This window comes from Rhodococcoides kroppenstedtii, from assembly GCF_900111805.1.
Classification (GTDB): Bacteria; Actinomycetota; Actinomycetes; order Mycobacteriales; family Mycobacteriaceae; genus Rhodococcoides; species Rhodococcoides kroppenstedtii.
The window spans coordinates 198,813-221,860 of the sequence record NZ_FOJN01000005.1; the positions used below are offsets into that span (position 1 = coordinate 198,813).

A 23,048-nucleotide genomic window follows, 5' to 3' on the forward strand; every position below is an offset into this window, starting at 1 on the left:
CGATGACCACCACCGAGTCCGGCGTCCGCACGGCGGGCGCGACCCCGTCCGTCGCCGACCTGCTCGCGTCGTCCGGGCCGAGGCCCGCGCGCCCGACGGCGTCGTCGACGGCACTCTCCTTCGGCTGGCGCGCGCTGCTCAAGATCAAGCACGTCCCCGAGCAGCTGTTCGACGTGACGATGTTTCCCATCATGTTCACGCTGATGTTCACGTTCCTGTTCGGCGGAGCGCTGGCGGGCTCGACGGGGGCCTACATCCAGTTCCTGCTGCCCGGCATCCTGGTGCAGACGGTCGTGATGATCACGATGTACACGGGCATGACGCTGAACCGGGACATCGAGAAGGGCGTGTTCGACCGCTTCCGGTCCCTGCCGATGTGGCGACCGGCGCCGCTGGTGGGCGCCCTCCTCGGGGACGTCGTGCGCTACACCCTCGCGTCCACCATCGTGCTGGCGCTCGGATTCGCGCTGGGCTTCCGGCCGGCGGGCGGTCTGCTCGGAATGGTGGTCGCCGTGGGGCTGCTGCTGGTGTTCTCGTTCTGCGTCTCGTGGGTGTGGACCATGTTCGCGCTGATGATGCGCAGCGAGACCGCCGTGATGAGCGTGTCGATGCTCGTGCTCTTCCCGCTCACCTTCGCCAGCAACATCTTCGTCGACCCGGCCACCATGCCGGGCTGGTTGCAGGCGTTCGTGGAGGTCAACCCGGTGTCCCATCTGGTGACCACCCTGCGCAGCGTGTCCGACGGCGCGGTGGACACCCACGCCCTGATGTGGACGGGCATCTGGTCGGCGGGACTGCTCGCGATCTTCGGACCGATCACCATGCGGCTCTACAACCGCAAGTAGGTCCGCTCAGCGCACCAGGGCGGCGATGCACTCCACGTGGCTGGTGAGCGGGAACGCATCGAACGCCCTGAGGTGCTCGAGGCGATAGCCGTGCGAGAGGTAGAGACCGACGTCGCGGGCGAAGGAGGCCGGGTCGCAGCCGACGTGGACCACGCGGCGCGGCCCGGCGTCCGCGACGGCGGCCACCACGGCCTTCCCGGCGCCCGCCCGCGGCGGGTCGAGGATCACGGTCGCCGGGTCGGCCGGCAGGTCCGCGATCGCGTGCTGCACCGGCGCCGCTCGGAGGTCGACGGCCGGGAGGTCGGCCAGCGCGGCGCGACCGTCGCGCACGGCGTCGGCCCCGGCCTCGACGCCGACGACCGATCCGCTGCTTCCGGCGTCGCCCGCCACCGCGGCCGCGAAGACCCCCGCGCCGGCGTACAGATCCCACACCGTGTCGCCCGGTCGGACGTCTGCCCACTCGCGCACCACCGCGGAGTACCGGTCGGGGGCGTGGCGGTGAGCCTGCCAGAAGCCGTGGGCGTCGACCGTCCACTCCCGATCAACGACGCGCTGGCGCGCTCGACCCGAGCCGACGACGGCGCGATGGGCGCGGGGTGCGGACCGGCGAGCCCGTCGGGACGACGCCGCCCGACGCGCACCACCACCGGCCCGCGACGACGACCCGGGAGGGGCGATCTCGACGACGTGCCGGGCGCCGTCGGAGTCCAGCGCCACCACGAGATCCGCACCGGGAGTCCAGGTGCGATCGGCGAGTCCGTCGTAGGCGACGGCGGGCGACTGGGGGCAGGCGAGGTCGGTGACCAGCTCCGCGCTGCGCGCGCGGTGGAAGCCGGCGTGGCCGTCGGCGCCCACCCCGAGCCGGAGCCGGGTCCGCCATCCGGTCCGCTCGCCCCACATCTCCACGTCGACGTCGGTCTCGACCCGGGCGATGCGTCGCAGTTGCTCGGACACCACCGCCGCCTTCCACGCCCGCGCGCCGGCCTCGCTCGCGTGAGACAGGTCGCAGCAGCCGGACGCTCCGGGCCCCGCGATCGGGCACAGCGGAGCGATCCGCTCGGGTGAGGCGTCGACGATCTCCACGGCGTCGGCTCGGCAGAAGCTGCCTCCGGTGTCATAGGTGATCAGGGCGCGCACCGTCTCCCCCGGCAGGCTGTGCCGGACGAAGATCACCCGGCCGTCGTATCGCGCCACGCAGAATCCGCCGTGCCCCGGCGTGCCGACCACGACCTCGAGCACGCGGCCCGCCCAGGACTCGCTCATGCGCCGGGGCCGGATTCGCGAGGAGACTCGTATCCGCGCCGAGACCCACCCGGCGCGTTCTGCAGGCTCTCGCGCTTGGCCCGCTCGGACGAGTTGAGCTGCCACGGAACGCTGGTCACCATGACGCCGGGCTGGAACAGCAGGCGACTCTTGAGCCGCAGGGCGCTCTGATTGTGCAGGACCTGCTCCCACCAGTGCCCGACGACGTACTCGGGGATGAAGACGGTGACGACGTCCCGCGGGGAGTCCCGCTTGACGCGCTTGACGTAGTCGAGCACCGGCTTCGTGATCTCCCGGTAAGGCGACTCGACGACCTTGAGCGGAACGGTGACGTCGCTCTTCTCCCAGTCCCGCACCAACGCACGCGTGTCGGCCTCGTCGACGTTGACGGTGATCGCTTCGAGGGTGTCCGGCCGCGTGGCGCGCGCATACGCGAGTGCGCGCAGCGTCGGGCTGTGCAGCTTGGACACCAACACGATCGAATGCGTGCGGCTGGGCAGCACGCCGTCCCACTCGACGTCGGACAGTTCTGCCGACACCGAGTCGTAGTGCTTCCGGATCAGCTTCATGAGCCCGAAGATGAACAACATCGCCGCGATCGCGATCCACGCGCCGGCCAGGAACTTGGTGATCAGCACGATCACCAGCACCACGCCGGTCATGGCCAGTCCGATGCCGTTGACCACGCGGGAGCGCATCATGCGCCGACGGGACGCCGGGTCGGTCTCCTCGCGCAGCAGCCGCGTCCAGTGCAGCACCATGCCGGTCTGGCTGAGCGTGAACGACACGAAGACGCCGACGATGTAGAGCTGGATGAGCTTGGTCACCTCGGCACCGAAGACCACGACGAACGTGATCGCGGCGGCCGAGAGGAAGACGATGCCGTTACTGAACGCCAGGCGGTCACCGCGCGTGTGGAACTGACGAGGGAGGAATCGGTCCTGCGCCAGGATCGAGCCGAGCACCGGGAACCCGTTGAACGCAGTGTTGGCGGCCAGAACCAGGATGAGCGCCGTGACGATGGTGATGAAGTAGAAGCCGGGGGTGAACCCCTGGAAGACGGCCTCCGCGAGCTGCGCGATCAGCGTCTTCTGTTCGTACCCCTCGGGCGCGCCGATCAGCTGGGTCGCGGGATCTTCCGCGTACTTCACGCCGATCTTCTCGGCCAGCACGATGATCCCCATGAGCAGGGTGACGCCGATGGTGCCGAGCAGCAGCAGCGTGGTGGCGGCGTTGCGGGACTTCGGTTTGCGGAACGCCGGCACGCCGTTGGAGATCGCCTCCACGCCGGTCAGCGCCGCGCAGCCGGACGAGAACGCGCGGGCGAGCAGGAACGCGAACGCGATGCCGTAGAGGTGACTGTCCTCGGCCTGCAGGTCGAAGGCCGACGACTCCGCCGACACGTCCTCCCCCAGCACGAAGACCTGGATCAGCCCCCACGCCAGCATGACGAACATGCCGATCATGAAGGCGTACGTCGGGATCGCGAACGCGGTGCCGGACTCGCGGACGCCGCGCAGGTTCACCGCGGTGATCGCCGCGATGGCCGCGACGGCGAACAGCACCTTGTGTTCGGCGACGAACGGCACCGCGGACCCGATGTTCGACGCCGCGGCCGAGATGGAGACGGCGACGGTGAGGACGTAGTCGACCATCAGCGCGCTGCCGACGGTCAGACCCGCCGTGGGGCCGAGATTGGTGGTCGCCACCTCGTAGTCGCCGCCGCCGGACGGGTAGGCGTGGACGTTCTGCCGGTAGCTCGCGACGACGACCGCCATGACGACGGCCACGGCCAGGCCGATCCAGAGCGAGAACGAGTACGCCGTGATGCCGGCCACCGACAACACCAGGAAGATCTCCTCCGGCGCGTAGGCGACCGACGACATGGCGTCGGAGGCGAAGACGGGCAGCGCGATGCGCTTGGGCAGCAGCGTGTGGCCGAGCGTGTCGCTGCGGAACGGCCGACCCAGCAGCAGCCTCTTGGTGGCCGTCGAAAGCTTGGACACAGGCAGAAGCGTAAGCCGTGCCGGACTCGACCGGGGGGCAGGGTGACCGATAGCGTGAGCGCGTCGGTCCTGCCCACGCATTTCTTCCGCCCCGAACGGAGCAGTCGTTGTACGTCGTCGTCATGGGGTGCGGCCGAGTCGGATCGTCGCTCGCCACCGCCCTGTCCCGCCTCGGGCACGAGGTGGCCGTCATCGATCGCGACCCCACCGCCTTCGGTCGCCTCGGCAGCGCCTTCACCGGCCGTCGGGTCACGGGGATGGGTTTCGACCGGGACGTCCTGGTGGAGGCAGGGATCGACCGCGCCGACGCGCTCGCCGCGGTCTCCTCCGGAGACAACTCCAACATCATCTCCGCGCGCGTCGCGCGGGAGACCTTCGGCGTCGAGCGGGTGGTCGCGCGGATCTACGACGCCAAGCGCGCCCGCGTGTACGAACGGCTGGGCATCCCGACGGTGGCGACGGTGCCGTGGACGACGGACCGCTTCCTGCACACCCTGATCCACGACAACGAGCAGACCAAGTGGCGCGACCCGTCGGGCAACGTCGCGGTCACCCGCCTCGACCTCGCCGACGGCTGGGTCGGGCGCAGCGTCACCCTGCTCGAGAAGACCACCGGTACCCGGGTGGCGTTTCTCATCCGCTTCGGCAGCGGGCTGCTCCCCGACCGGAAGACGGTACTGCAGGCCGAGGACGAGGTGTGGGTGGCCGCCGTCGACGGCATGGTCGCCGAGGCCGTCGCGCTCGCGAGCAGCCCGCCCCCCGAGGAATGACGCCCGCCGCCCACCGTCGCACCTCGACCCGAGAAGGAACCCGAGTATGAGAGTCGCCATCGCCGGAGCGGGCGCAGTGGGACGGTCCATCGCCCGCGAACTGCTGCGTTCCGACCACCATGTGCTGCTGATCGAACGCAAGCTCGACCACGTCGACCCCGAGTCGGTGACGGACGCGGAGTGGGTGCACGCCGACGCCTGCGAGCTGGCGACCCTCGAGGACGCCGGCATCGAGTCGTACGACGTCGTCATCGCCGCGACGGGAGACGACAAGGCCAACCTGGTGCTGAGCCTGCTGGCCAAGACCGAGTTCGGCATCGACCGTGTCGTCGCGCGGGTCAACGATCCGCGCAACGAATGGCTCTTCGACGGGTCCTGGGGCGTCGACGTCGCGGTGTCCACCCCGCGGATGCTGGCGTCGTTGGTCGAGGAGGCCGTGTCGGTCGGCGATCTGGTCCGGCTGATGACCCTGCGTCAGGGCAAGGCCAATCTGGTCGAGATCACGCTCCCGGCCACCACTCCCCTGGCGGGCAAGCCGGTGCGGAAGGTGACTCTGCCGCGGGACGCGGCGCTGGTGACCATCCTGCGCGGGGGTCGCGTGATCGTGCCGCAGGCCGACGATCCGCTCGAGGGCGGCGACGAACTGCTGTTCGTGACCACGGTCGACGTCGAGGACGAGCTACGCGCCTGCCTGGGACTCGCGCGACCCTGACTCCCGCTCCGCCGACTCGCGCGGTCGAGGGTCGGCCGCCTCGGCGACGATCGCATCGGCCCGGCGGACGGCCCAGAACGTGACACCGAACGCGACGGCGGCCAGTGGCCACCCCATCGCAATACGCGCGACGGCGAGCCACCCTGTCTCGTCGGCGTCGTACAGCTGGGACTGCACCAGGTACCGCGCGACGAAGACGAGGACCCACGCGGCCGTGGCGATGTCGTACGCCCGCACGGCACGGCGATGCTCGCGCCACTGCCGAGCCGTGCCGTTGAGGTAGCCCCAGATGATGCCCACCAGCGGCCGACGCACGAGGATGGACACGAGGAACACTCCGCCGTAGACGAGCGAGGTGTAGATGCCGAACAGGAAGTAGCCCTTGGCATCACCGGTGCGGTGGGCGATGAACGCGCACAGCGCGACGCCGAAGAAACCCGAGATCGCGGGCTGGACGGGATCGCGGCGCACGAGGCGCCAGAGCAGGATGGCGACGGCGAGTCCCAGCGCGGACCAGATGGCCGCCGTGAGACCGGCGAGCGCGTTGACGGGCACGAACACCAGCACCGGCAGCGTCGAGAACACGAGACCGCTGACGCCGCCGAGTTGGGCGAGCACGGTGGGCGGCGGGGCGTCGGTGTCGATCTTCGGAGCGTCGCTCATGTCTGCTCACCCTGCCAGACGGGGCGGGGGAACGCCGAGACCGTGCTACGGAGTCAGTCTCCGGACCGCAACTCGTAGTAGGGGTTGTAGATGACCTTGCGCCCGTCGCGCTCGCCCACCCGTCCCCGGACCAGGAGCTGCGTGCCGGACTCGATACCCGCGATCTTGCGACGACCCATCCACACGAGCGACAGCGTGTCGGTGCCGTCGAAGAACTCGGCCTGGACGGCGGCGTTGGCGGACTTGCTGCACGCCTCGACGCTGCGGAGGCGACCGATCATGGTGACCTCGTCACCGCGGGAACAGTCGCAGGCGCGTTGCGCACCGGACGCCCGGGACTCCGACTCCATGTCCTCGGCATCGAGCTGGTCGATGTCCTCGGTCAACTTCCGAGCCATGCGTCGGAAGTATCCTGCGGCAGCGGGTGCCATGGTTGCTCCTGGAGCGTTTGCGCGGGCCGTCCGCGACTGGTGTTTCGCTTCTGTCAGCGCCACTGTAGACCCCGACCGCATGCCCCACCACACCCCTCGAGCGTCTGCTGAATCACGTCCGACGACCGACCTCGAGTGGACCGCGAAGGAGCCGCCTCCATGACGGACACCACCCTCGTGATGCTGCCGGGCACCGGATCGGACGCCGCGTTCGTCCGGGCGGCGTTCGGTCCCGCGTCGGCGGCGGCGGGATGGTCGTCGGTCGCGGTCGATCCGACCCCGTCCGACCTGATCGCCGGGTATCGACGCGCACTCGACGACGCGGCCCGCGAGGCTGAACACCGAGGCGGGCGCCTGCTCGTCGGCGGGGTGTCGATCGGGGCCGCGGTGGCGGCGCGCTGGCTCCTCGACCGCGCCCGATCCGGCGCCGCGGACGGCGTGGTGGACGGCGTGATCGCCGTGATGCCCGCCTGGACGGGCGACCCGGACTCCGCCCCCGCCGCGGTCCTGGCGCGCGGCTCGGCCGAGATGCTGCGCCGCGACGGCCTCGAGGTCACCCTGGACCGCATGGCCGCGTCCAGCCCGGACTGGCTGGTACGCACGCTGGCGCCGTCCTGGCGGTCGCAGTGGCCGGCGCTCCCGGACGCCCTCGACGAGGCGGCCGCCTACCCGTCGCCCACGACGAGCGATCTTGCGGCACTCGACGTCCCGGTGGCCGTCGTCGGGGTCGACGGCGATCCCGTCCATCCGGTGTCGGTCGCCCGGGCGTGGACGGCCGCGGCGCGGCGCGGCGCGATCACGACGACGACGCTCGACGAGGTCGGCCGGGACAGCGCCGTGCTCGGACGGTGCGCCCGGGACGCCGTGGCCGTCCTGTCCGAGGCGTCCGCCTGAGGAGGCGGCGGCCGGTCAGCCCAGTTGCTGCATCGCCGACCCGGACGGGCCGCGTCGACCACCACCGGCGTTCGGGTCCTCGGTGGACGGCTGCTGCGGGCCGGCCGCCTGGTGCTGAGCTGCTGCTTGCTGCTGGGCGGCCGCTTGCTGGGCGGCCTGTTGCCGGGCCGCTGCCTGCTGTTGCTGCTGCGCCGCCGCGAGCTGCTGCGCGAGCGCCTGTGGGAGCGTGACCGGCAGCGGAGTGCGCACCGGGTGCGGATCGGATCCCCGATCCACGATGGTGCCCGCCACGACCGCACGCGCCTGCTGGACCAACGGCGACTCGGCACCGACGGACCCCGCCGGACCCGTCGCGACCCCGCGAATCATCCAGCGGTACCCGTCGACCCCGATGAAACGGAGTTCGCCGCCGGCGGTCAGACCCACCACCTCGCGTCCGAACGGTCCGCTCTCGACCGACACCGTCGCGTTGTCCCGCCGCAGGGTGTCGGCCAGTTCCGTGGCCACCTCCCGCCACTGCCCGGGCGACTTCGGCGCCGCGAACGCCGCCACCGTGATCCGCCCGTGCTGGGTGACGATGTGCACCGCCTGCGGCGTGCCCTGCTGCGTCATCTCGACCTGCAGCTGCCCGCCCGCCGGAAGAGGCAACAACACCGAGCCGAGGTCGAGGCGACCCTGCGCGATCTCCTCGCGCTCGCCCTCACGATCCTCGATGGACCACGGGCCGCTGTCGGGATCGACGGTCCCGTCGGCAGCATCGACGTCGTCGGATCCACTCGCGTCGGGACCCGGGTCGTCGGACTCCGGTGCGAGAGACGTCGCGTCCGCCGCGGCCTCCTCGTCGTGCGGGTCCCGCTTCTTCTTCCTGCCGAACATGCTCACTCCTTCTCGCTCGCGCTCGCGGCGGGGCCGTCCCCGGGTGTCGACGTCCGCTGGACCGTCGGCGCATCACCCAGCGCTGCATGACCGCCGCTCGAGCCGTACCCGCCGTGACCGCGCGTCGTCTCGTCCAGGGTGTCCACCTCGACGAATCGGGGCAACTCCACCCGCTGCACCACCAACTGCGCCACCCGATCGCCGCGTCGCAACTCGATGGGCGTCGACCTGTCGTGGTTGATCAGACATACCTTGATCTCGCCGCGATAACCCGCGTCGATCGTGCCCGGGGTGTTCACCACCGACAGTCCCGTCCGCGCTGCGAGGCCCGACCGAGGGTGGATCAACCCCACCGTTCCCACGGGCAACGCGACGGCGATCCCGGTTCCCACCAGTACCCGCGCGCCCGGGTCGATCACGACGTCCTCGGTGGCGGTGAGGTCCACGCCGGCGTCCCCCGCGTGCGCGCGCGTGGGAACGGGGACGGACGGATCGAGCCGGCGAAACGACACGGACCATGCGCCGTCGTCGGGTCCGGAATGGGGGTCGGTCACGGTCGACGACGTTACCCGGCAACCCGCACGCGGCGGACCGTCGCACCGCACGCACTACCCTGGTGACCGTGGGAGAGAACGACACGCAGCGTCCGAACCGGGCGGGCACGGCCGAGACCGTCCTGCACGACGAGCGGCTCGGCGTCCCGCTCTGGTACTGGTTCGCCGGTGTCGGCGTCGCCGCGATCCTTTCCGCCGAGGTGCACCTGGGATCGCCCGGCATCCCGGCCTGGCTGCCGTACCTGGTCCTCGTGCCGTTCGCGGTGTGGATCGTCGCGCGCCTGGGGCGCACCCGCGTGCGCGTGGTGGAGCGCGACGGCGAGCGGTACCTGCTCGCGGGCAAGGCCACCCTGCCGGCCTCCGTCGTCTCGCGGGCGGCCGCCGTCCCTGCGTCGGCGAAGAGCGCGGCACTGGGCCGTCAGCTCGATCCCGCGGCGTTCGTCCTCAACCGGTCCTGGGTGAAGACGATGGTTCTGGTGGTCCTCGACGACGAGGACGATCCGACGCCCTACTGGCTGGTCAGCAGCCGCCGTCCGGACGACGTCGTCGCGGCCCTCGTCCACGGCAGCTGAGCTCGCCCGCGCCGTCCCCCGCAAGACACGCCCGCGACACGACAACGGGCACCCGACGTGGTCGGGTGCCCGGTACGTGATTCCTGCGGATCGAGACGGCTCGATCAGGCCGGCCCGCCGCGCCGGCGATCAGGCTGCACAGTCGCGGCAGATCGGAGCGCCTCCGTTCTCCTCGGCCAGTCGCGACCGATGATGAACGAGGAAGCAGCTCGAACACGTGAACTCGTCCGCCTGCTTCGGGACAACCCGGACGGAGAGTTCCTCGCCCGAGAGATCGGCGCCGGGCAGTTCGAACGACTCCGCGGTGTCGGTCTCGTCGATGTCGACGACGGAGGACTGCGCCTCGTTGCGTCGTGCCTTCAGTTCTTCCAGCGAGTCCTCCGACACGTCGTCGGATTCGGTACGCCGTGGTGCGTCGTAATCGGTAGCCATGACCGTGTCCCCTTACCTTCCTGCAGGACCGGGATGGGTGCCCCGATCCTCTCGATCGCCTTCGTGGGGGATGTGCAAGACGTCGACCGCTTCTTGTTCGACGAACTCGTTCCTCGCGTTCCTACATCCTCGGTCGCACCGCACGCGGTGCTTCCGAACGGTGTTCGTGGCCGAACAGCCATTCGGGTCGAGTTGTTCCCGATAGGTCGTTCCCGCCCCTTCGGGCAACGTGTCCGACGTCCATTCGCAGCCGAGGCCGCTGCGGATGACCTGCGCCGCCGATGGCGCGGGCGGGCCGGCCATTCCTGGCCGGGCCGCCAGACAATAGCCGACGCCCGACCGGATCGAAAGCACCGCGCCATCCTGCGCCCTGTCGGGCGCCGGGCGCGATCCTGCGCCCTGTCGGGCGCCGGGCGCGATCCTGCGCCCTGTCGGGCGACAGCGGCCACTACAGTGAGCGCGACACCCCGCCGGTCCGGCGCCTCCGGGACCTGCCCCGGGCGGGGACCGACGACGGAAGGGCAGCCGCCAACGTGGTTTCGTACATCACCGGGGGATCGTCCACCGACGATCGCGGCCGGCCGTTCCGCCGCCGTCGCCCGGCTCCGATTCTGATCGTGCTGGTGGTGCTTGCCCTGGCCGGCGCCGCGGTGTGGGTGCGAGTACTGACGGCCACCGAGACGGGTACCGAGGCGGTGGCGTGCAACGCGCCCCAGCCGCCGTCCGATCCGACGGCACCGACGGCGGCCGCGCTGGGCGAGGTGGTCGACGCCGGAGTCGTCGACGAGTCCCAGCCGCTCCCGCTCGCGGCCACGAGGGTGCGGGTGTTCAACGCCAACGGTCAGGGCGGCCAGGCCGCCGAGATCGCGGCGGATCTGAACAACTACGGCTACGCCAGCGCTCCCGACGTCCAGGTGGGCAACGACCCGGTGTACGTCGATCAGAACATGCAGTGCATCGCGCAGATCAGGTTCGGGGAGGCCGGCGTCGCCGCGGCCGGCACCGTCGCGCTCGTCGCGCCGTGCGCGGAATTCGTGCGCGACGACCGCGCGGACGACACGGTCGATCTCGCGCTCGGCACCAATTTCCGTGCGCTGCAACCCAACACGGACGCCGAGGAAGTGGTCCGCACGCTCGCCGAGGTGCCGCCCGGTCAGCCCGCACCGGCCCTCGACCTCGACCTGTTGCAGGCGGCGCGCACCGTCGACTGCTGAGACGGCGTCGCCGCGACGACTGCGCCGAGACGACTACTGCGCGCCGGCGCCGTCCGGAATGGGACCCAAGGCTCCGAGGCTGTCCAGCAGGGCCGAGAACGCGTCGGCCACACCCGGCGCCGCCGCCACGGTGACCTCGCCGTCGCTGCTGCGCGAGTGCGGCGACGGGGTGCGCACCCGCGCACCCGCCTCCGCCGCGATCAGCGCGCCGGCCGCCCAGTCCCAGGGCGAGAGGCCGTGTTCGAAGTGGGCGTCCACCTGCCCCTCCGCGACCATGCACAGGTCGAGCGCCGCCGAGCCCACCCGGCGCAGGTCGCGGACCTGCGGCAGCAGGGCGCCCACCACCTCGCCCTGGCGGCGGCGACGGGCCGCGCCGTAGCCGAACCCGGTGGCCACCAACGCCATCGACACGTCGTCGACGTCTCGGACGGACAGGCGGATCCACTCCCCGCCGTCGTCGCTGACCCACGCGCCGCCGCCGAGTCGGGCAGCGTACGTCCGGCGTCGGACGACGTCCTCGACGGCGCCCGCGACGGACCGACCGTCCACCTGCGCGGCGACCGAGACCGCGTAGGCGGGCAGGCCGTAGAGGAAGTTCACGGTGCCGTCGATGGGGTCGACCACCCAGCGCACCCCCGACGGTGCCTGCCTCGCTCCCCCGCCTTCCTCGCCCAACACGTCGTCGTTCGGCCGTCGCTCGGCGAGTCGCTCCCGCACCACGTGCTCGGTCTCGGTGTCCACCACGGTGACCGGGTCGGTGGGCGTGGACTTGGACTGCACGGCGTCCGCCACGGACGGGGCGCCGCCGCGCCCGAAGACCTCGGGTCGGCGGCGTGCGATGTGTCGACCGGCCTCGCGCGCGACGTCGACGGCGATGCGCTGCAGCGACTCCGGGTCGTCGTCGGCACGAGAACGGTCGGCGGGCAGCGGGGTTTCCCTCGACGATGTCACCTCCCAATCCGACCACATCGCGGACCGACGCGCCGCCCCGTCCCGGGCCGTCCCGAGCAACTAGGGTGATCCGCGAGCGCCAGGTTCCGCTCGCCCGCTGCCCGAGGAGGATGCACGCATGTCGAACGGCCCCACCGATCCCGGACCCGTGTCCATCGCCGACCGGACCGGCACCGCCCCGTCGGGCCGGGGGTTCGGCGTCGACGTCGGCGGCAGCGGCGTGAAGGGCGGCATCGTCGACCTGGCCACCGGCGAGCTGATCGGCGAACGGCACAAGATCGAGACCCCGCAGCCGTCCACGCCGCAGGCCGTGGCGGAGACGGTCCGCGCCATCGTCGATCACTTCGACTGGACCGGGGACGTCGGCATCACCCTGCCCTGCGTCGTGACGGGCGGCGTCGCGCGGACGGCCGCGAACGTCGATCGGGCCTGGATCGGCACGGACGCCGGTGCCCTCTTCGCCGAGCACCTCGGCGGGCGCAACGTCACCGTGCTCAACGACGCGGACGCCGCCGGTATCGCCGAGGACAAGTTCGGCGGTGGCCGGGACACCAAGGGCGTGGTCATCCTGCTCACGTTCGGCACCGGAATCGGCTCGGCCATCCTGCAGAACGGCGTCCTGTTGCCCAACACCGAACTCGGGCACATGGAGGTCGACGGCAAGGAGGCCGAGCACCGCGCCGCGTCGCGAATCAAGGAGGAGAACGACCTCTCCTACAAGCAGTGGGCCAAGGAGGTCTCCCGCGTGCTGGAACGCATCGAGGACCTCTTCTGGCCCGACCTGTTCATCGCCGGCGGGGGCATCAGCCGCAAGGCCGAGAAGTGGATCCCGCTGCTGACCAATCGCACGCCCGTCCAACCCGCCACCCTGCGCAACACGGCGGGCATCGTCGGGGCGGCCCTTGCCTCGACGTCCCGCGTCGCCCCCTGACACGGCGGGGTCCGGTCGGTCGGACCGGCCCGCTCGACTCGCGCGGTCTCGAACCGCCCGCGCGGTCGTTACAATGGTCCACGCCCCGGCTGCGATGCCGGGAAATCCGACAGACCTCTCCGCCGGAAGAACACTCTGGCGTGACGCCGCACGACACCGTCACGAAAGGGCGTACGTGGCAGCCACCGACATTCGTCAGACCGTAGAGACCGCGACCGACACCGCGGACGCTGCGGTCGCCGCACCTGCGAAGGCTCCCGCCAAGAAGGCGGCTCGTAAGGCTCCCGCCAAGAAGGCCGCCCCGCGCGGCGCCGCTGCCAAGAAGACGGCGGCGAAGAAGGCTCCGGCCAAGAAGGCCACGTCGCCCGCGGTTGATGACGCCGACGAGAACCCCGGCGACATCGCCGATCTCGACGTTCCGGAAGGCGAGCTCGGCGCCGAGTCCGACGTGGTCGAGGTCGTCGCCGTCGGTGAGGACGGTGAGGACGACGCCACGGCGGAGCCCACCGCGGAGGACAAGGCTTCCGGCGACTTCGTGTGGGACGAGGAGGAGTCGGAGGCTCTGCGGCAGGCCCGCAAGGACGCCGAGCTCACCGCGTCGGCCGACTCGGTCCGTGCCTACCTCAAGCAGATCGGCAAGGTCGCCCTCCTCAACGCCGAGGAGGAGGTGGAACTGGCCAAGCGCATCGAGGCGGGCCTGTACGCCACGCAGTTGATGGCCGAGTCCGCCGAGAAGGGCGAGAAGCTCCCCGTCGCGCAGCGCCGGGACATGAATTGGATCTGCCGCGACGGCAACCGCGCCAAGAACCACCTGTTGGAGGCGAACCTCCGCCTCGTGGTCTCGCTGGCCAAGCGCTACACGGGCCGCGGCATGGCCTTCCTCGACCTCATCCAGGAAGGCAACCTGGGTCTGATCCGCGCGGTCGAGAAGTTCGACTACACCAAGGGCTACAAGTTCTCCACGTACGCCACGTGGTGGATCCGGCAGGCCATCACGCGCGCGATGGCCGACCAGGCCCGCACCATTCGCATCCCCGTGCACATGGTCGAGGTCATCAACAAGCTCGGCCGCATCCAGCGCGAGCTGCTCCAGGACCTGGGCCGCGAGCCCACGCCGGAGGAGCTGGCGAAGGAAATGGACATCACGCCGGAGAAGGTGCTGGAGATCCAGCAGTACGCGCGTGAGCCGATCTCGCTCGACCAGACCATCGGTGACGAGGGCGACAGCCAGCTCGGTGACTTCATCGAGGACTCGGAGGCCGTGGTCGCCGTCGACGCCGTGTCCTTCACGTTGCTGCAGGACCAGTTGCAGTCCGTGCTCGAGACCCTGTCCGAGCGCGAGGCCGGTGTGGTCCGTCTGCGTTTCGGCCTCACCGACGGTCAACCGCGCACACTCGACGAGATCGGCCAGGTCTACGGCGTCACGCGCGAGCGCATCCGTCAGATCGAGTCCAAGACGATGTCCAAGCTGCGCCACCCCAGCCGGTCCCAGGTACTGCGCGACTACCTGGACTGACCGCCTGAGTCACCTCTCGGCGTCAGCCGAACAGCCCGTCGTCGCCGGGTGGACACGGTTCCACCCGGCGCACGGCGCTCACCGGAATCGCCGCGTAGTGGTGCGGGAAGCGCATCGACGCGGGATCGCCGGGCACACCCGGCTCCCACCGCACCTCGCCGGGCAGCGCCTCGGGATCCACGTGCAGAACCACGAGGTCCGTGCGTCCCCGGAAGAGCCGGTTCGCCGGCAGGTGAACCTGCTCCGGCGTCGAGAGGTGGACGAATCCGTCCGTCGTCAGAGACGGCGGCACGATCTCCCCGGCCGCGCGATACGTCGCCCAGTCCTGCTCGCTGCACAGGTGCAGAAGATCCGTCATGTCCGTCCTTTCGGTGCGGGTTCGAGATCCGGACGGGGTCGCCGCTCGACGCCCCCGAGTGCCACCGCGACGACGACGAAGGCGATGCCCAGTGCCTCGCCCGCGGTGGGGAGCTGACGGAGTACCAGGAACCCGACCACCGTCGCCGTGGTGGGGAGCAGGGCCAGCAGGAGGGCGAAGCGCGCCCGGCCGACCGAGCGCAGGACGACCTGATCGAGCGCGTAGGGCACCACCGACGACAGCAGTCCGATGCACAGGCCCAGGAGCCACGTCGCGGGGTGGGCGAAGACGCTCGGATTCTCCAGCAGCTGTGGGGTGAGTCCGATCGGGGCGAGGACCAGCGCCGCGGCGCCCATGCCCACGGCCAAGGAATCCAGCCCCCGCCCGGCGTCGGCGACCACCGTGCCGAGCACCACGTAGGCGGCCCAGAGCGCGGCGGCGCCCAGCGCGAAGGCCACTCCCACGGCGCCGACGTCACCGGTCGCTCCCGCGGCCAGCGCCACTCCCGTGACCACCAGGAGGAGCGCGAGGACATCCCGCGGACGTCGCGATCCCAGGGCGGCCACCGCGACCGGTCCGAGGAATTCGATGGCCACGGCCGTCCCGAGCGGGATGCGGGCGATCGCCTCGTAGAACGCGAGATTCATGGCCACGGTCACCACGCCGAAGCCGGTCGCGGCGATCACCGATCGTCGGGTCCACCGCATGCGCCACGGACGCCGCCACGCGAGCAGGACGACGGCGGCGCCGGCGGCGCGAAGCCAGGCGACCGTCGTCGGGGACGTCGTGTCGAACAGGAAGACACCCACGGCGGCGCCGAGGTACTGCGCCACAGCACCGACGACGAAGACCCCCGGAACCGCCCATCCGGGGAAGGTGCGCGGCGCGGAGCGCGTCTCGTCGGGGGCCACGCCGAGAACGCTAGCGAGGAGCTGCGGCCGGCCGTCGTCGAGGGTCCGAGCCCCGCCACGACGTTCTGCCCTCAGCGAACGTCTCCGCCCCCGAGGCCCTGGCCAGCATGTTTCGTGTTAGTGACAACACATCGTGTCCTGCGTGGGAACAAGGCACGACGGCTATACGTCTGACAGAGTGAACGAACCGCGTCGCACCGGCGCGGAGGACCGATCCCAGGACCGTGAGTCGCGGTCAGTACGGAGGCGTCATGCCCGGATTGATGACAGACACGACCCTCACAGCGGCGGACCGATGCGACCGCTGTGGCGCAGGCGCACGGGTGCGCGCCGTCCTCGCCACCGGCGGTGAGCTCCTGTTCTGCCGCCACCACGCCAACGAGCACGAAGACCGTCTCCGCGAGATGAACGCGACGATCGTCTCCGACGCCGACGCGATGGCCTGAGGCCCCGACTACTCCGACCCGACGGCGGGCGACCACCTCAGGTGGTCGCCCGCCGTCGTCGTGTGTGACGCGGGCACGGCCGATCCACCGGGCCGGCGTCACCAGGACCGCAGGGCGGCGATGCGCTCGGCGAGTTGCTCGGCCGTCGCTATGGCTGTCGGCGGTCCGCCGCAGGTGCGCCGCAGCTCGCCGTGGATGATGCCGTGCGCCTTGCCGGTGCGGTGGTGCTGCATCGCCACCAGCGAGTTCAGCTCCTTCCGGAGGTCAGCCAGCTTTCCGGCGTCCCCCGCCCGTCCGGCACCCGCGGGCGCAGCCGGAGTCGGCGCCGGGGGCGGGGTGGGACTGGGCGCCGCGAGTTGGTCGCTCTGGCGCTTGCGCAGCAGAGCACGCATCTGGTCCCCGTCCAGCAGACCGGGCAGACCCAAATAGTCGGCCTCCTCGTCGCTGCCCGAGAACGTCGCCGTCCCGAACGACGACCCGTCGAAGATCACCTGGTCGAGTTCGGCGTCGGCGCCCAGCGCGGTGAACGCCTTCTCCTCCTCGCCGGGCTCGTCCTTCTGCTGGTTCGCGTCCGCCAGCAGGTCGTCGTCGAGACCGTCCTTCTCGCGGTGCGGCTTGCCGATGACGTGGTCTCGCTGAGCCTCGAGCTTGCTCGCGAGGTCCAGCAGCACCGGGACGGAGGGCAGGAAGACGCTCGCGGTCTCGCCCTTGCGGCGTGACCGCACGAACCGCCCGATCGCCTGCGCGAAGTACAGCGGCGTCGAAGCGCTGGTCGCATAGACGCCGACGGCCAGACGCGGCACGTCGACACCCTCGGACACCATGCGCACCGCCACCATCCACGCCGACGTACCGGCGCCGAACTCGGCGATGCGTGACGACGAGGTCGGGTCGTCGGACAGCACCAGCGTGGGCGTCTCCCCGGTCAACGCCTCGAGGGTGCCCGCGTAGGCCCGTGCCGTGGTCTGGTCCGAGGCGATGACGAGGCCGCCCGCGTCGGGAATCCCGCCGGCGCGCAACTGGTGAAGGCGAGTGTTGGCGGCCGTCAGCACCGACGGCACCCACTCCCCCGACGGATCCAACGCCGTCCGCCACGCCCGCGCGGTCTGCTCGGCGCTCAGCGGCTCCCCGAGCCGCGCGGAGAACTCGTCGCCGGCACTGTTACGCCACCGCGCCTCCCCCGAATACGCCAGGAACACCACGGGACGCACGACGCCGTCCGCCAACGCGTCGGCGTAGCCGTAGCTGTGGTCCGGTCGCGAGCGCGGCAGGCCTTCCTCGTCGGGCTCGTAGGACACGAACGGGATCGGACTGTCGTCGCTGCGGAACGGCGTTCCGGTCAGCGCCAGACGCCGCGTCGCGTCGCCGTAGGCCTCCCGGATGCCCTCGCCCCAGCTCTTGGCGTCACCGCCGTGGTGGATCTCGTCGAGGATGACGAGCGTGCGGTAGGACTCGGTGCGGACCCGGTGCCGGGCCGGATGCGATGCCACCTGGGCGTAGGTGACGACGATGCCGTGGTAGTCCGCCGACGTCGACCCCGTGCTGTTGGAGAAGCGGGAGTCGAACGCCAGACCCACGCGGGCCGCCGCCTCCGCCCACTGATGCTTGAGGTGCTCGGTCGGGGCGACCACCGTGACTCGATCCACGGTGCGGTCACCGAGCAACTCCAGGGCGACGCGCAACGCGAAGGTGGTCTTGCCCGCGCCCGGCGTCGCGACGGCCAGGAAGTCGCGCGGACCCGCGGACAGATACTTGGTCAGGGCCCGTCGCTGCCAGGCTCGCAGCGGGGGAAGAGTCACCCCGGTGGCGCCGCGCGGCGTGTCGTCGACACCGGCCGTCATCGGCCCACCCCGGCTCGGGTCGACGGGGCGAACGGCCTCACGAGAACTCCCTCCGTCCGTGGCATGGAACTCCCGTCCGGCTCACTCGCTTCGTCCCCACCGCTCGCACACACCGCTCTCCTGCACACCGCGGGCAACCCTAGCCGCCCGCGCGACGGACCGACCAATCCCCAGGACGCGGTGACACGCCGCCCGGCACCGCCGCATCTCTCGGCGCCGTCCGTCATGCTGGAAGAACCATGTCCGCGCCCGAGAACCCGAACCCGACCGACTCGCCCGAGACGCCGACGGCCGACGCCCGCGGACCGGTACCGGGTCGGCCGCTGACGACGGCGTGGCGGGTCGTCGCACGCACCGCGAGCAAGGCGTGGGACGACTCGATCTTCTCCGAGTCCGCGACGGCCGCGTTCTGGCAGACGCTGTCGCTGCCGCCGCTGATCCTGGCCCTGCTCGGCAGCCTCACGTCCGTGGCGGCGTGGTTCGGTCCGGACACCCTCGACATCATCGAGTCGAAGATTCTCACCTTCAGCAGCACGCTGTTCAGCGACAACGTCGTGGACGAAATCATCGGCCCGACGGTCCGGGACATCCTCGCGAGCGGCCACGGGCCGGTGGTCTCGGTGGGTTTCCTGCTCTCGCTCTGGGCGGGATCGTCGGCGATCTCCACGTTCGTGGACTCGATAGTCGCCGCGCACGGGCAGCAGGACGCGCGCAATCCCGTGTGGCAGCGCATCTTCGCCCTGCTCCTCTACGTGGGTTTCCTGATCGTGGCGGTGTTCGTGCTGCCCCTCGTCGCCCTCGGGCCGTCGATGATCGGCCGCGTGCTCCCGTCGTCCTGGTACGAGATCGGGTCCACCGTCATCGACGTCGCCTACTACCCCGGCGTGGGTCTGTTGCTCATCGTCGGACTGACCACGCTCTACAAGGTGGCGCTGCACACCTCGCTGCCGTGGCATCGACTGCTCGGCGGCGCGTTGCTCGCCGGCGTGTTCTTCATGGTCGCCAGCGCGGTGCTGCGCGGCTACCTGTCCTGGGTGACCGGAACGGGGTACACCTACGGCGCGCTGGCCACGCCGATCGCCTTCCTGCTCTTCACGTTCTTCCTCGGCTTCGCCGTGGTCCTCGGCGCGGAGTTCAACGCGACCGTCCAGGAGTTCTGGCCCGCCCGCGCCTCGCGGCTCGAGCAGGTGAAGGACTGGGTGAACACCAAGGCCGTCGAGCCGGCCACCGGCGCCCTCGGGCGGCTGGCGACCGGACCCGTCAGGCTCGGTCGCCAGGACGGCCGAGGTAACCGGCCGGACACGGCCGGATCACCACGGCCGGACTCGGCTCAGTCACCCTTGCGCAAGCCGTCGTAGACCTTCTTGCACTCCGGGCACACCGGCGATCCGGGCTTGGCCGACTTCGTCACCGGGAAGACCTCCCCGCACAGCGCGACGACGTGCGTGCCCATGACCGCGCTCTCGGCGATCTTGTTCTTCTTGACGTAGTGGAAGAACTTGGGAGTGTCGTCGTCGGTGGTCTCGTCGGTGGTGACGTCGGGCCGTTCGATGGTCTGCGTGCTGCTCATCCTTCGATTATGACGGTTGTTCCCGACGGCGGCGTCGGACATGTCACGACCAGGATTACTGCACAGTTCGTTCAACAGTGACACAGTGGAGTCATGGCACAAGACGGCACCTCACGCCAGTCCGCCCGAGAGGACGTTCGCCGGGCGGTTCTGATCACCGAGGCACACACGTCGGTCGAGGAGCAACACCGCGCGCGTGTCCGCAAATACCTCTTCATCATGTCGTTCCGCATCCCGGCGCTGGTCCTCGCGGCGCTCGCGTACGCCGCGTGGCAGAACCCGTGGATCGCGATGGCGATCGTCGGCGCGTCGATCCCGCTGCCGTGGATGGCGGTGCTGATCGCGAACGACCGCCCGCCGCGCTCCGACGACGAGCCCAGCCGGTACGGCTGGCGCGCGCAGAACACGACGGCGATCGAGTCGTCCGCTCACCCGGTGGTGACGGTCGACGCGGACGTGGACGACACGCCGACTGCCGAGGCCGCGACCCGCGCGGCGGTCACGGCGAAGCGGCCGGGACCCGTCGGCACCTGAGCGAAGTCCGGCGTCCGGCACCCTGGCTACGCTCGACCGCGTGACCGGACCAGACCCGACGCGTCCCGCCGACTCCCCACCGATCGACGAGTCCGCACTCCTGCGCCTCGCGCCCCCGCTGCGCGAGGCATTCGAGCGTGTCGGCTTCACGGCCGACGGCATCCTGGCGGCATTGGGCACCGAGGTGCACGACGCGCTGGGTCGAGGTGAACCGACCCCGGTACGACGCCGCTGCCGAACGTTGGGTGACCTCGGCGCTCTGGTACGTCTGTTTCTCCTGGCCGACGACGTCGACGTCGAGGCGGCGCGGACCGCACTGGCACCGGTCGACCCGGACGACGCCGAGCGCGCCGGACTGCTCGCGCGCCCGAGCGGCTCGGTCGTCCGCACTCTCCTCGACGTCCGGCCGCTCGACCTCGGCGACGGGAATCGCTGGGTGGTCTCGGACATCGACGGCAGCACCCGCGAGGTGGCCATCGGCGCGGACCACGTGCTCGGCGTCGGCCACGCGTCCCTGTCCCTGGTACGGGCGACCCCCACGCGCACCGACGGGCCGGTGACGCTGCTCGATCTCGGCACCGGATGCGGCGTGCAGGCCGTGCACGCGTGCGCCTACGCCGCTCGGGTCACCGCCACCGATCTGTCCGCGCGGGCCGTGGTGCTGGCGCGCGTGACGGCGGCGCTGAACGACCTCGAGGTCGAGGTGATGGCGGGGCCGTGGTTCGACCCGGTGGCCGGCCGCCGCTTCGACCGCATCGTCGCCAACCCCCCGTTCGTCGTGGGCACCGGGGACGTGACCCACTCCTACCGCGACTCCGGGCTCGACCTCGACGGGGCCAGTCGAGTGGTCGTGTCCACCGCGCCGGATCACCTCGAACTCGGCGGGACCGCCACCCTGCTCGCTGCCTGGATCCACGTCGACGGGGAGGACTGGCGCTCCCGAGTCGCGTCGTGGCTGCCCGATCACGGGGTGGACGCGTGGATCGTGCAACGCGACGTCGCCGATCCCGCCCTGCACGTGGGGACCTGGCTGCGCGACGGCGGGCTCGACCCCCGGACACCGGCGGCGGACGCGCTGGCCGAGCGGTGGCTCGCCCGCCTCGAGGACGCCGACGTCACCGGAGTCGGCTTCGGCTTCGTGTACCTGCGGCGGACCGATCGACCGACGGCCGTGCTCGCGGAGGATCTGCGCCACGGCCTCGAAGACCCCTTGGGCGACGAGGCCCTCGACGTGTTCGACCGACTCGACTGGCTCCGCACCCACGACGTGGCCGAGGAGCGATATGCGGTGCATCCGGCCACCGCGTACGAGGACGTCGCCCTGCCCGACCCCGAGGGTGGGTGGTCGACGGTGGTCCGTCGGGTCCACCGCGGCGACGGGCCGGCCTGGCAGCACGAGATCGACGCGGACGGTGCGGCGGTGCTTGCCGGCCTGCGGGCGGACGGTCTGCCGCTGGCCGACGTGGTGGAACTCCTGGCCGCGGCGCGCGGTGTCGACTCCGAGGAACTGATGCCGGGCGCGGTCGCTCTGGTGTCCGCACTGGTGGTGCACGGGCTCGTGCGCCCGGCCGGTTCCCCGCGACCGCACTGACGGCGAGCCCGATCCTTTCTCTCAGCAACTTCTCAGGGCGAGAGGTGCGAATCCGCAGGCCAGATGGTTTGACGGTCGGCCGCGGTGGGAACTTTCGGGAGGTGTCTCGACGTTGAAGCGGGTGAGACACCACCGATCAGGAGGCACGTCATGACCAGCCCCACCACCGTTCGTCCGCGCCCGAGCGAAGCCGATCTCGATGCCCAGAGCCCGGCTGCGGACCTCGTGCGCGTCTACCTGAACGGTATCGGCCGCACCGCACTGCTCACCGCTGCCGAGGAAGTCGAGCTGGCCAAGAAGATCGAGGCGGGGCTCTATGCCGCCCACGTTCTCGCCACCGGCAAACGCCTCACGGCCGCCAAGAAGCGTGACCTGGCCACGATCGTCCGCGAGGGTCGCTCGGCCCGGGCACACCTGCTCGAGGCCAATCTGCGACTCGTCGTGTCCCTGGCCAAGCGCTACACCGGCCGCGGCATGCCGTTGCTCGATCTCATCCAGGAGGGAAACCTCGGACTGATCCGGGCGATGGAGAAGTTCGACTACGCCAAGGGTTTCAAGTTCTCGACCTACGCCACCTGGTGGATCCGTCAGGCCATCACCCGCGGCATGGCCGATCAGAGCCGCACCATCCGCCTGCCCGTCCACCTCGTCGAACAGGTCAACAAGCTCGCCCGGATCAAGCGCGAACTGCATCAGCAGCTCGGTCGCGAGGCCACGGACGACGAGCTGGCCGAGGAGTCGGGCATCCCGGTCGAGAAGATCGCCGATCTGCTCGATCACAGCCGGGACCCGGTGAGCCTCGACATGCCGGTCGGCAGCGACGAGGAAGCGCCTTTGGGTGACTTCATCGAGGACTCGGAGGCCACCTCCGCCGAGAACGCCGTCATCGCCGGTCTGCTGCACACGGATGTGCGCAGCGTGTTGGCCACCCTCGACGAGCGGGAGCAGCAGGTCATCCGCCTGCGCTACGGCCTGGACGACGGTCAGCCGCGCACCCTCGATCAGATCGGCAAGCTGTTCGGACTGTCCCGCGAGCGGGTGCGCCAGATCGAGCGCGAGGTCATGGGCAAGCTGCGCCAGGGCGACCGCGCCGAGCGGCTGCGGTCCTACGCCAGCTGACGAACCGCATACGACAGTGCCCCGGGCTTCCGCCCGGGGCACTGTCGT

General features: G+C 70.9%; 25 protein-coding genes. 13 read left to right on the plus strand and 12 right to left on the minus strand.

Annotated elements, in window-relative coordinates; genetic code table 11:
• Window positions 1–2: 2 nt before the first annotated feature.
• Window positions 3–845 (plus strand): ABC transporter permease, encoded by an 843-nt coding sequence (locus BMZ18_RS08100; protein ID WP_068362200.1) that lies wholly within the window; start codon window positions 3–5, stop codon window positions 843–845.
• Between the two features lie 6 nt (window positions 846–851).
• Here the strand turns inward: BMZ18_RS08100 and BMZ18_RS08105 are convergent, their stop codons facing one another.
• Both BMZ18_RS08105 and BMZ18_RS08110 read right to left on the minus strand, forming a co-directional pair.
• Window positions 852–2,108 carry a class I SAM-dependent RNA methyltransferase gene (locus BMZ18_RS08105; protein ID WP_068362203.1) on the minus strand — a complete coding sequence of 419 codons (1,257 nt, stop codon included), beginning with the start codon at window positions 2,106–2,108 and terminating at the stop codon, window positions 852–854.
• On the minus strand, window positions 2,105–4,114 hold the full coding sequence (locus BMZ18_RS08110; RefSeq protein ID WP_068362206.1) for an APC family permease: 2,010 nt from the start codon (window positions 4,112–4,114) through the stop codon (window positions 2,105–2,107). Before BMZ18_RS08110 ends, BMZ18_RS08105 begins: the two co-directional genes overlap by 4 nt.
• 107 nt (window positions 4,115–4,221) lie before the next feature.
• On the opposite strand from BMZ18_RS08110, the gene BMZ18_RS08115 reads away from it, so the two are divergent.
• On the plus strand, window positions 4,222–4,884 hold the full coding sequence (locus BMZ18_RS08115; RefSeq protein WP_068100883.1) for a potassium channel family protein: 663 nt from the start codon (window positions 4,222–4,224) through the stop codon (window positions 4,882–4,884).
• 46 nt (window positions 4,885–4,930) lie between these two features.
• Window positions 4,931–5,596 (plus strand): potassium channel family protein, encoded by a 666-nt coding sequence (locus tag BMZ18_RS08120; protein ID WP_068100881.1) that lies wholly within the window; start codon window positions 4,931–4,933, stop codon window positions 5,594–5,596.
• Here BMZ18_RS08120 and BMZ18_RS08125 read toward each other — a convergent pair.
• Together BMZ18_RS08125 and BMZ18_RS08130 are read right to left on the minus strand one after the other, a co-directional pair.
• The gene (locus tag BMZ18_RS08125; RefSeq protein ID WP_068100879.1) at window positions 5,564–6,259 is read right to left on the minus strand and encodes a DUF3159 domain-containing protein; all 696 of its coding nucleotides are present in this window, start codon (window positions 6,257–6,259) and stop codon (window positions 5,564–5,566) included. The genes BMZ18_RS08120 and BMZ18_RS08125 overlap by 33 nt on opposite strands.
• A 53-nt stretch (window positions 6,260–6,312) precedes the next feature.
• A complete protein-coding gene (locus BMZ18_RS08130) occupies window positions 6,313–6,690 on the minus strand; it encodes an OB-fold nucleic acid binding domain-containing protein (protein ID WP_068100877.1) in 378 nt (125 codons plus the stop codon).
• A 159-nt stretch (window positions 6,691–6,849) separates the two neighbouring features.
• Between BMZ18_RS08130 and BMZ18_RS08135 the strand changes: the two genes are divergently transcribed.
• Complete coding sequence (locus BMZ18_RS08135; protein ID WP_068362280.1) at window positions 6,850–7,584, plus strand: alpha/beta fold hydrolase; 735 nt, start codon at window positions 6,850–6,852, stop codon at window positions 7,582–7,584.
• Between the two features lie 15 nt (window positions 7,585–7,599).
• On the opposite strand, the gene BMZ18_RS08140 is transcribed toward BMZ18_RS08135, so the two are convergent.
• Window positions 7,600–8,460 carry a DUF3710 domain-containing protein gene (locus tag BMZ18_RS08140; protein WP_068362209.1) on the minus strand — a complete coding sequence of 287 codons (861 nt, stop codon included), beginning with the start codon at window positions 8,458–8,460 and terminating at the stop codon, window positions 7,600–7,602.
• 2 nt (window positions 8,461–8,462) lie between these two features.
• Window positions 8,463–9,014, minus strand: coding sequence for a dUTP diphosphatase (gene dut / locus BMZ18_RS08145; RefSeq protein WP_082894966.1), 552 nt, complete (start codon window positions 9,012–9,014; stop codon window positions 8,463–8,465).
• A 68-nt stretch (window positions 9,015–9,082) separates the two neighbouring features.
• On the opposite strand from dut, the gene BMZ18_RS08150 reads away from it, so the two are divergent.
• Window positions 9,083–9,586 carry a DUF3093 domain-containing protein gene (locus BMZ18_RS08150; protein WP_068105582.1) on the plus strand — a complete coding sequence of 168 codons (504 nt, stop codon included), beginning with the start codon at window positions 9,083–9,085 and terminating at the stop codon, window positions 9,584–9,586.
• Between the two features lie 129 nt (window positions 9,587–9,715).
• Here the strand turns inward: BMZ18_RS08150 and BMZ18_RS08155 are convergent, their stop codons facing one another.
• Entirely contained in the window at window positions 9,716–10,018 is a 303-nt protein-coding gene (locus tag BMZ18_RS08155) for a DUF4193 domain-containing protein (protein ID WP_068100871.1), read from the minus strand.
• 533 nt (window positions 10,019–10,551) lie between these two features.
• Between BMZ18_RS08155 and cei the strand changes: the two genes are divergently transcribed.
• A complete protein-coding gene (gene cei, locus BMZ18_RS08160) occupies window positions 10,552–11,232 on the plus strand; it encodes an envelope integrity protein Cei (RefSeq protein WP_068362212.1) in 681 nt (226 codons plus the stop codon).
• Window positions 11,233–11,265: 33 nt separating this feature from the next.
• On the opposite strand, the gene BMZ18_RS08165 is transcribed toward cei, so the two are convergent.
• Complete coding sequence (locus BMZ18_RS08165) at window positions 11,266–12,183, minus strand: inositol monophosphatase family protein (protein ID WP_371828490.1); 918 nt, start codon at window positions 12,181–12,183, stop codon at window positions 11,266–11,268.
• Between the two features lie 118 nt (window positions 12,184–12,301).
• Here BMZ18_RS08165 and ppgK point away from each other — a divergent pair, with 118 nt between their 5' ends.
• Together ppgK and BMZ18_RS08175 are read left to right on the plus strand one after the other, a co-directional pair.
• Window positions 12,302–13,114 (plus strand): polyphosphate--glucose phosphotransferase, encoded by an 813-nt coding sequence (gene ppgK, locus BMZ18_RS08170; RefSeq protein ID WP_082833813.1) that lies wholly within the window; start codon window positions 12,302–12,304, stop codon window positions 13,112–13,114.
• Window positions 13,115–13,289: 175 nt separating this feature from the next.
• Entirely contained in the window at window positions 13,290–14,630 is a 1,341-nt protein-coding gene (locus BMZ18_RS08175; protein ID WP_068362215.1) for an RNA polymerase sigma factor, read from the plus strand.
• A gap of 22 nt (window positions 14,631–14,652) precedes the next feature.
• Here the strand turns inward: BMZ18_RS08175 and BMZ18_RS08180 are convergent, their stop codons facing one another.
• A complete protein-coding gene (locus BMZ18_RS08180; RefSeq protein ID WP_068362216.1) occupies window positions 14,653–14,988 on the minus strand; it encodes a DUF952 domain-containing protein in 336 nt (111 codons plus the stop codon).
• A complete protein-coding gene (locus BMZ18_RS08185) occupies window positions 14,985–15,899 on the minus strand; it encodes an EamA family transporter (protein ID WP_068362217.1) in 915 nt (304 codons plus the stop codon). Before BMZ18_RS08185 ends, BMZ18_RS08180 begins: the two co-directional genes overlap by 4 nt.
• Before the next feature lie 251 nt (window positions 15,900–16,150).
• Between BMZ18_RS08185 and BMZ18_RS08190 the strand changes: the two genes are divergently transcribed.
• Entirely contained in the window at window positions 16,151–16,345 is a 195-nt protein-coding gene (locus BMZ18_RS08190) for a DUF7455 domain-containing protein (protein WP_068362285.1), read from the plus strand.
• Window positions 16,346–16,443: 98 nt separating this feature from the next.
• Here the strand turns inward: BMZ18_RS08190 and BMZ18_RS08195 are convergent, their stop codons facing one another.
• The gene (locus tag BMZ18_RS08195) at window positions 16,444–18,186 is read right to left on the minus strand and encodes a DEAD/DEAH box helicase (RefSeq protein WP_068362220.1); all 1,743 of its coding nucleotides are present in this window, start codon (window positions 18,184–18,186) and stop codon (window positions 16,444–16,446) included.
• A 239-nt stretch (window positions 18,187–18,425) separates the two neighbouring features.
• Between BMZ18_RS08195 and BMZ18_RS08200 the strand changes: the two genes are divergently transcribed.
• Window positions 18,426–19,544, plus strand: a complete 1,119-nt coding sequence (locus BMZ18_RS08200) for a YihY/virulence factor BrkB family protein (RefSeq protein WP_082894969.1) — start codon at window positions 18,426–18,428, stop codon at window positions 19,542–19,544.
• Here the strand turns inward: BMZ18_RS08200 and BMZ18_RS08205 are convergent.
• Window positions 19,517–19,756, minus strand: a complete 240-nt coding sequence (locus tag BMZ18_RS08205; RefSeq protein ID WP_068150753.1) for a DUF3039 domain-containing protein — start codon at window positions 19,754–19,756, stop codon at window positions 19,517–19,519. The genes BMZ18_RS08200 and BMZ18_RS08205 overlap by 28 nt on opposite strands.
• 93 nt (window positions 19,757–19,849) lie before the next feature.
• On the opposite strand from BMZ18_RS08205, the gene BMZ18_RS08210 reads away from it, so the two are divergent.
• From BMZ18_RS08210 to BMZ18_RS08220, 3 genes are all read left to right on the plus strand, one after another.
• Entirely contained in the window at window positions 19,850–20,290 is a 441-nt protein-coding gene (locus tag BMZ18_RS08210) for a DUF3099 domain-containing protein (protein ID WP_082833811.1), read from the plus strand.
• Between the two features lie 82 nt (window positions 20,291–20,372).
• Window positions 20,373–21,881: a DUF7782 domain-containing protein gene (locus tag BMZ18_RS08215; protein WP_068362292.1), complete on the plus strand. Its 1,509-nt coding sequence runs from the start codon at window positions 20,373–20,375 to the stop codon at window positions 21,879–21,881.
• A 150-nt stretch (window positions 21,882–22,031) separates the two neighbouring features.
• Window positions 22,032–23,000: a sigma-70 family RNA polymerase sigma factor gene (locus BMZ18_RS08220; RefSeq protein ID WP_068362221.1), complete on the plus strand. Its 969-nt coding sequence runs from the start codon at window positions 22,032–22,034 to the stop codon at window positions 22,998–23,000.
• Window positions 23,001–23,048: the final 48 nt, after the last annotated feature.

Coding starts and splice junctions, on each gene's coding strand:
- BMZ18_RS08100 (WP_068362200.1), top strand. CDS start 3: ATGACCACCACCGAGTCCGGCGTCCGCACGGCGGGCGCGACCCCGTCC.
- BMZ18_RS08105 (WP_068362203.1), bottom strand. CDS start 2,108: ATGAGCGAGTCCTGGGCGGGCCGCGTGCTCGAGGTCGTGGTCGGCACG.
- BMZ18_RS08120 (WP_068100881.1), top strand. CDS start 4,931: ATGAGAGTCGCCATCGCCGGAGCGGGCGCAGTGGGACGGTCCATCGCC.
- BMZ18_RS08125 (WP_068100879.1), bottom strand. CDS start 6,259: ATGAGCGACGCTCCGAAGATCGACACCGACGCCCCGCCGCCCACCGTG.
- BMZ18_RS08130 (WP_068100877.1), bottom strand. CDS start 6,690: ATGGCACCCGCTGCCGCAGGATACTTCCGACGCATGGCTCGGAAGTTG.
- BMZ18_RS08135 (WP_068362280.1), top strand. CDS start 6,850: ATGACGGACACCACCCTCGTGATGCTGCCGGGCACCGGATCGGACGCC.
- BMZ18_RS08140 (WP_068362209.1), bottom strand. CDS start 8,460: ATGTTCGGCAGGAAGAAGAAGCGGGACCCGCACGACGAGGAGGCCGCG.
- BMZ18_RS08155 (WP_068100871.1), bottom strand. CDS start 10,018: ATGGCTACCGATTACGACGCACCACGGCGTACCGAATCCGACGACGTG.
- ppgK (WP_082833813.1), top strand. CDS start 12,302: ATGTCGAACGGCCCCACCGATCCCGGACCCGTGTCCATCGCCGACCGG.
- BMZ18_RS08180 (WP_068362216.1), bottom strand. CDS start 14,988: ATGACGGATCTTCTGCACCTGTGCAGCGAGCAGGACTGGGCGACGTAT.
- BMZ18_RS08190 (WP_068362285.1), top strand. CDS start 16,151: ATGCCCGGATTGATGACAGACACGACCCTCACAGCGGCGGACCGATGC.
- BMZ18_RS08195 (WP_068362220.1), bottom strand. CDS start 18,186: ATGACGGCCGGTGTCGACGACACGCCGCGCGGCGCCACCGGGGTGACT.
- BMZ18_RS08200 (WP_082894969.1), top strand. CDS start 18,426: ATGTCCGCGCCCGAGAACCCGAACCCGACCGACTCGCCCGAGACGCCG.
- BMZ18_RS08205 (WP_068150753.1), bottom strand. CDS start 19,756: ATGAGCAGCACGCAGACCATCGAACGGCCCGACGTCACCACCGACGAG.
- BMZ18_RS08210 (WP_082833811.1), top strand. CDS start 19,850: ATGGCACAAGACGGCACCTCACGCCAGTCCGCCCGAGAGGACGTTCGC.
- BMZ18_RS08220 (WP_068362221.1), top strand. CDS start 22,032: ATGACCAGCCCCACCACCGTTCGTCCGCGCCCGAGCGAAGCCGATCTC.